The 6,000-nt window shown below is 73.4% G+C and carries 7 protein-coding genes and 1 pseudogene; 4 read left to right on the top strand and 4 right to left on the bottom strand.

Annotated elements, in window-relative coordinates:
- Nucleotides 1-616 (bottom strand): annotated as a pseudogene (locus tag ABZ885_RS16100) (hypothetical protein); the annotation flags it as partial.
- A 17-nt stretch (nt 617-633) separates the two neighbouring features.
- On the opposite strand from ABZ885_RS16100, the gene ABZ885_RS16095 reads away from it, so the two are divergent.
- The 4 genes from ABZ885_RS16095 to ABZ885_RS16080 all read left to right on the top strand — a co-directional run bounded on the left by ABZ885_RS16095 (nt 634) and on the right by ABZ885_RS16080 (nt 3,353).
- Nucleotides 634-1,065: a roadblock/LC7 domain-containing protein gene (locus tag ABZ885_RS16095; RefSeq protein WP_360188123.1), complete on the top strand. Its 432-nt coding sequence runs from the start codon at nt 634-636 to the stop codon at nt 1,063-1,065.
- Nucleotides 1,062-1,424 carry a DUF742 domain-containing protein gene (locus tag ABZ885_RS16090; protein WP_360188121.1) on the top strand — a complete coding sequence of 121 codons (363 nt, stop codon included), beginning with the start codon at nt 1,062-1,064 and terminating at the stop codon, nt 1,422-1,424. The genes ABZ885_RS16095 and ABZ885_RS16090 overlap by 4 nt, the downstream gene beginning before the upstream one ends.
- Nucleotides 1,425-1,512: 88 nt before the next feature.
- Entirely contained in the window at nt 1,513-2,073 is a 561-nt protein-coding gene (locus ABZ885_RS16085) for an ATP/GTP-binding protein (RefSeq protein ID WP_360188120.1), read from the top strand.
- Between the two features lie 107 nt (nt 2,074-2,180).
- Complete coding sequence (locus ABZ885_RS16080; RefSeq protein WP_360188126.1) at nt 2,181-3,353, top strand: cytochrome P450; 1,173 nt, start codon at nt 2,181-2,183, stop codon at nt 3,351-3,353.
- Between the two features lie 49 nt (nt 3,354-3,402).
- On the opposite strand, the gene msrB is transcribed toward ABZ885_RS16080, so the two are convergent.
- The 3 genes from msrB to ABZ885_RS16065 all read right to left on the bottom strand — a co-directional run bounded on the left by msrB (nt 3,403) and on the right by ABZ885_RS16065 (nt 5,868).
- A complete protein-coding gene (gene msrB / locus ABZ885_RS16075; protein ID WP_360188118.1) occupies nt 3,403-3,813 on the bottom strand; it encodes a peptide-methionine (R)-S-oxide reductase MsrB in 411 nt (136 codons plus the stop codon).
- A 21-nt stretch (nt 3,814-3,834) separates the two neighbouring features.
- Nucleotides 3,835-5,244, bottom strand: coding sequence for a UDP-N-acetylmuramate--L-alanine ligase (gene murC, locus ABZ885_RS16070; protein ID WP_360188116.1), 1,410 nt, complete (start codon nt 5,242-5,244; stop codon nt 3,835-3,837).
- Nucleotides 5,245-5,406: 162 nt separating this feature from the next.
- Nucleotides 5,407-5,868 (bottom strand): indole-3-glycerol phosphate synthase, encoded by a 462-nt coding sequence (locus ABZ885_RS16065; protein ID WP_360188115.1) that lies wholly within the window; start codon nt 5,866-5,868, stop codon nt 5,407-5,409.
- Nucleotides 5,869-6,000 lie beyond the last annotated feature (132 nt).

Below are 6,000 nucleotides of genomic sequence, written 5' to 3'. Positions count from 1 at the left end.
TGCTCTGGTTCGCCGTCACGTCGCTCATCGCCGTCGCGTCGAGCGGCTGCACAGGGCTCGTGGCGGGAGGTTCCGTGGCCGGTGCGGTCGGCTGCCCGTAGACGGGGTTGTGCCAGAACTGCACGACCCGGCCGTGGATGTCGGTCTGCCAGGCACCGGAAACGGCGTGCACGGGTACGCGCCCGGCGGGGTCGTACCCCTCGTCGACCTGGTAGAGCCATCCACCGGCCGCACGTGCAGCCTCGGACTGCTCGGCACTCAGCGGCGGATCGGGGCGCCAGCCCCGGGGCTTCGCGGGGTCCCCTACCGGCTTGCCCTTGGCCGCGAGTTCGGCGAGCCAGGTGAGGCTGGGCGCCGTTGCCCGTGAATCGGGCAGGATACGGCCCGACAAACGGGTGCCGGGCTCGGACAGCAGTTCATGCACGGCCTGGGAGGGTACGAGGCCGCGGCTCTTGGCATGCCGTAGCTTGTCGTTCCAGAAGATGGCGGCGTTCTCGTTGGGCAGCTGCTGCCACCACTCGTAGCCGGCCGCGTCGTCCTCGTCGCAGAACCAGATCAGACCGGTCGGGTACTCGTCCTCGTAGAAGGACCCCGAAGACACGCACAACCCGAGCATTCCGAAGGAGCCGAGCAGTGAGCAGCACGCCCAGCCCGACCACCACCGACGAGATCTCGTGGGTGCTGACCCCGCTGCTGGAGCTGCCGGGCGTCCTGCACGCGGTGATCGCCACCGGGGACGGCCTCGTCGAGGGCGCCTCGGCCGGACTCGGCCGGGCCTCCGCCGAGCGGGTCGCCGCGATGACGGCCACCGTGCACGCCGCCGCCCGCGCGTTCACCACCGCCTTCACCGACACCGAGCAGCCCCGGCTGGCGCAGACCGTGGTCGAGTCCGAGCAGGGCTTCGCGATCGTCGTCCCGGCCGGCGAGAACACCTCGCTGGCGGTGTTCACCACCCCGGACGCGCAGCTCGGCAACGTGGCCTACCAGATGCAGGTCCAGGTCGCCGCCCTGGGCCGCGCCCTGGCGAGCCCGGCCAGGCGGCAGGGCGTCAGCGCCCGGTCATGACCGGCGTCCCCCGCAGGCGGATGGTCCCCGCCTACCTGGCCACCGGCGGCCGGACGCGGCCCGGCACGGCCGGCTTCGAGCGGTTGACCGTCCTGCACGCCGCCGGCACCGAGCCGCCGCCGGCCCTGCACGAGCTGGAGGACGAGCACCGGCGGCTCTGGGAGCTGCTGCAGCCCGGCGCCCTGACCGTGGTGGAGTCCGCGGCGCACCTGCGGCTCCCGGTCAGCGCCACCGTTTTCCTCGCGGCGGACCTGGTCGAGGCGGGCTGTCTCCGCGCCCGCGCCCCGATCCCCCGCGCCCAGCAGACCGACCGCTCCATCGTCGAGAGGCTCCTCGTTGGACTCCGCACACTCCGGTAGCCCCGCCGGGCCGCCCGGCAGCCAGGCCGTCGGCCGGGCGTCCGGGACGGGCCGGGTGGGCTACCTGCCCGACCGGGACCAGACACTGATGAAACTGGTCGTCGCCGGTCCCTTCGGCGTCGGGAAGACCACGCTCATCCGCACCCTCTCGGAGATCCCCACCCTCCACACCGAGGAGGCGATGACCGAGACCGGCGCCCCGGTGGACGACGCCGCGCTGCTGCCCGACAAGGCCACCACCACGGTGGCGGTCGACTTCGGCCGGCTGACCCTGCCCGGCCAGGTGGTGCTCTACATGTTCGGCACGCCCGGCCAGCGCCGCTTCTTCCCGCTCTGGCAGGACATCGCCCGCGGCGCCGTCGGCGCCCTGGTACTGGCCGACACCCGCCGGCTGGCCGACTCGTTCGAGATCATGGACATGGTCGAGGAGCAGGGCCTGCCGTACGCGGTCGCCGTCAACTGTTTCCCCGACGCGCCCGCGCACCCGGTCGAGGTGCTCCGGACGCACCTGGACCTGCACGCCGACACCCCGCTGGTGCTCTGCGACGCCCGCGAGCGCCGCGCCAGCCTGGACGCGCTGATCGCGCTGGCCGAGCACGTGCTGCACGGCCTGCCCGCAGCCCCCGACGCCGCCCCGGAGCAGCCGTGACCAGCACCGACGCCCCCGCCCCCGTCGCCGACGAGACGCCTGCCGACGACCCGGACCACCCCGGCCACCCCGACGACCCCGGCCACCCGGACGACCCCGACCGCCCGGTGCCGATCCACGGCCCGGCGTTCGCCGCCGACCCGCACCTCGTCTACGAGCGGCTGCGCCGCCACGGCCCCGTCGCCCCGGTGGAGATCGCACCGGGCGTCGAAGCCCTGCTGGTCACCGACTACCAGGCGGCACTGGACCTGCTGCGCGACACCGACACCTTCTCCAAGGACTCCCGGGCCTGGCAGCAGACCGTGTCACCGACCTCCCCGCTGCTTCCGGTGCTCGGCTACCGCCCCACCGCCCTGTTCAGCGACGGCGAGGTGCACGCCCGCTACCGCCAGGTCATCACCGACGGCCTCGCCCTGCTCGAACCGCACCTGCTCCAGCGCCGCGTCGCCGAGGTCGCGCACCGGCTGATCGACACCTTCGCGGCCACCGGCTCGGCCGACCTGATCGCCGAGTACGCCCGGCAGCTGCCGGTGTTCGTCTTCAACACCTGGTTCGGCGTGCCCGAGGAGCACAGCGCCCGGCTGGTGGCCGGCATCGGGAGCCTGATCGAGTCCACCGAGAAGGCGGTCGCCGCGTACGGGGACCTCCTCGCGGTCGTCACCGCCATGGTCGCCGAGCGGCGCGAGCGCCCCCGCCACGACCTGACCTCCTGGTTCCTGACCCACCCGGCCGGGCTGGACAACGACGAGGTGGTCCGGCAGATCACCCTCACCATGATCGCCGGGCACCAGCCGACCACCAACCTGATCGGCAACGCGCTGCTGCGCCTGCTCACCGACGCCCGGTACGCCGGCTCGCTGTTCGGCGGCGCCATGACGGCGTACCAGGCGATCGACGAGGTGCTCTGGCACGAGCCGCCGATGGCGAACCTCTCCGCCCACTACCCGCGCTACGACATCACCTTCCACGGCCGGGAGATCCCGGCCGGCTCGCTGGTGCTGGTCTCCTACGCGGCCGCCAACTCCCAGGCCGCGCCGCCCACCGGCGGCACCGGGCTGCGCAGCGGCGAGTCCGCCCACCTGGCCTGGGCGGCCGGCCCGCACGCCTGCCCCGCCCGCGACCCCGCACTTCTGATCGCGATCACCGCCATCGAGCAGCTCACCAGCCGCCTCGGCGACCTCGAACTCGCCACCCCGGCGGGGGAGCTGCTCTGGCGCCCGGGCCCGTTCCACCGCGCGCTGGTCCACCTCCCGGTCCGCTTCCAGCCGGTGCCCGGATAGCCCGCGGGCCCGGGAGCCGTCGTGGCTCCCGGGCCCGCCCGGCGCGTCGTCAGGCCTCGTCGGCCGGCTTCAGCGTCAGCGAGATGCTGTTGATGCAGTACCGCTGGTCGGTGGGCGTGCCGTAGCCCTCGCCCTCGAAGACGTGTCCGAGGTGGCCGCCGCACGTGGCGCAGCGGACCTCGACCCGGCGCATGCCGAGCGAGGTGTCCTCGATGTACTCGACCCGGTCCCCGGCCAGCGGCGCGTAGTAGGACGGCCAGCCGCAGTGGCTGTCGAACTTGGTCTCCGAGCTGAACAGCTCGGTGCCGCAGGCCCGGCAGCTGTAGACGCCGACCGTCTTGGTGTCGGTGTACTCGCCGACGAAGGGGCGCTCGGTGCCCGCCTCGCGGAGCACGTGGTACTCCTCCGGCGTCAGCTGGGCGCGCCACTCGGCGTCGGTCTTCTCGATCTCGTAGCTCATCACGGCTCCCGGTCGGGCGACTCAGACGTTGGTGGCAACGTTCGCGAGGTGCTTGAGAATTTCGGGCCCGAGGTTGGTGACGTCGCCCGCGCCCATGGTGAGCAGCAGGTCGCCCGGGCGGGCCAGGCCGGCCAGCCGGGCGGGGGCGTCGGCGAAGACGTGCTCGGCGGTGACCTCGGCGCCGGCCCGCTTGGCCGCGTCGATGATCAGCTCGCTGGTGACGCCGGGGATCGGGTCCTCACGGGCCGGGTAGATGTCCAGGACGACGGAGGCGTCGGCGAGGGCCAGCGCGGCGCCCATCTCCTCGGCCAGCTGCTGGGTGCGGCTGAACAGGTGCGGCTGGAAGACCACCAGCACCCGGCCCCCGCCCTCAAGGCCCTCGCGGATCGCCTCCAGGTCGGCGGACATCTCGGTCGGGTGGTGGGCGTAGGAGTCGATCACCTGGACGCCGCCGGCCTCGCCCTTGAGCTGGAGCCGGCGCCGCACACCGGTGTAGGCGCCGAGCGCCTTGGCCAGGTCGGCGGCCGGGACGCCGAGCGCGACGCCGGCGGCCAGAGCGGAGACCGCGTTGTGCGCGTAGTGCCGGCCGGGCACCGAGACCGTGAAGGACAGCTCGGCGCCGTCCAGCAGGACGGTGACCTCGCTGGTCATGCCGCGGGCGGTCACCGACAGGACGCGGACGTCGGCGTCCTCGGCGGCGCCGACGGTGACGACGTTCAGGTCCGCCCGGCCGGCCACCCGGGACGTCAGCTCGCGGGCGCCGTCGTGGTCGGCGGAGACCACCAGGGTGCCGCCGGGGGTGATCCGGCCGACGAAGGTCTCGAAGGACTCGTAGATCTCCTCGATCGAGGCGTAGTTGGCGTGGTGGTCGAGCTCCACGTTGAGCACGATCGCCACCTCGGGCGCGTACTTGTGGAAGCTGCGGTCGCTCTCGTCGGCCTCGGCGACGAAGATCTCGCCGGTGCCGTGGTGGGCGTTGGATCCGGGGGCGTCGAGGTCGCCGCCGATCGCGTACGAGGGGTCGAGGCCCAGTTCGCCGAGGGCGACGGCGAGCATGCTGGTGGTGGTGGTCTTGCCGTGGGTGCCGGCCACGGCCAGCGCCCGGCGGCCGCCCATCAGCGCGGCCAGCGCGTCGGAGCGGTGGACGACCGGGATGCCGCGCTCGCGGGCGGCGGCCAGCTCCGGGTTGTCGGCGCGGATGGCGCTGGAGACGACGACGCTGCTGACGCCGTCCGGCACGTGCTCGGCGGCGTGGCCGATGTGCACGTCGGCGCCGAGGGCGCGCAGCGCGAGGACGGTCTCGGACTCCTTGGAGTCGCTGCCGGAGACGCTGGCGCCGCGCACCGCGAGGATCTTCGCCAGGCCGGACATCCCGGCGCCGCCGATGCCGATGAAGTGCGGGGCGTGCAGGTCGTGCGCGGCGTCGTTCAAGGCGGGGCTCCGTACGGGCGATGGGCCCCCTGCCCGGTGGCGGGCGGGGAGGGAGGCGGACAGGGGCGGACGAGATGCGGATCGTCCTCGCGGCGGACCGCAAGGACGATTCTGCACCACCGGCGGCGGGCCCCTCCTGCCCGAGGGCGGGCGGGGAGGGGGTCAGGAGTCGCTGGCGAACAGCCGCAGCACCGGGACGCCCACCTTGTGCCTGGCCTGGGAGGCCCAGTCGCGGTGGAAGAACTCCTCCACGAAGTGCGGGGAGGTGAGCACCACCACCTCGTCGGCCCGGTGCTCCTCGACCACCGCGCGCAGCCGGTCCAGCGGCTTGTCCTCGACCAGCTCGCCGATCGCCTCGGCCCCGGCCGCCCGCAGGTGGCGCAGGCTGTGCGCGAGCGACTCGTCGGCCACCGTCGGCAGGCTCTCGGACTCGTCGTGCTCGTGCACCACCTTGTCGAGGTGGCCGAGTGCGACGTCGTCCAGTGCCCGCAGCAGTTCGTCCTGCTTGCCGCGCGGCTGCATCAGGACGACGAAGGACACCGTCTCCTCGCTGTGGAGCGTGGTGACCAGCTGCACGTCGGCGTCGGAGAGCGCCTTTTCGATCATCAGTACCGTCTTGAACACGTGAGTCCCTTCCAGTGGCCGGCCCACGGGCCACGGCATCGCATCCCATACTGCCCGGCGGAAGCTTTCCGCACGCGGCTCGCGCGTCACACGGGCCACGCGGAGAAGGCTCCCGGAACGGGACCGGGACCG

The organism is Kitasatospora sp. NPDC047058, assembly GCF_040643935.1.
Classification (GTDB): domain Bacteria; phylum Actinomycetota; class Actinomycetes; order Streptomycetales; family Streptomycetaceae; genus Kitasatospora.
This window is presented reverse-complemented; position numbering and strand designations above follow the sequence as displayed.

Excerpts from the sequence above, each read along its gene's own strand:
- ABZ885_RS16090 (WP_360188121.1), top strand. The coding sequence starts at position 1,062 with ATGACCGGCGTCCCCCGCAGGCGGATGGTCCCCGCCTACCTGGCCACC.
- ABZ885_RS16085 (WP_360188120.1), top strand. The coding sequence starts at position 1,513 with ATGAAACTGGTCGTCGCCGGTCCCTTCGGCGTCGGGAAGACCACGCTC.
- msrB (WP_360188118.1), bottom strand. The coding sequence starts at position 3,813 with ATGAGCTACGAGATCGAGAAGACCGACGCCGAGTGGCGCGCCCAGCTG.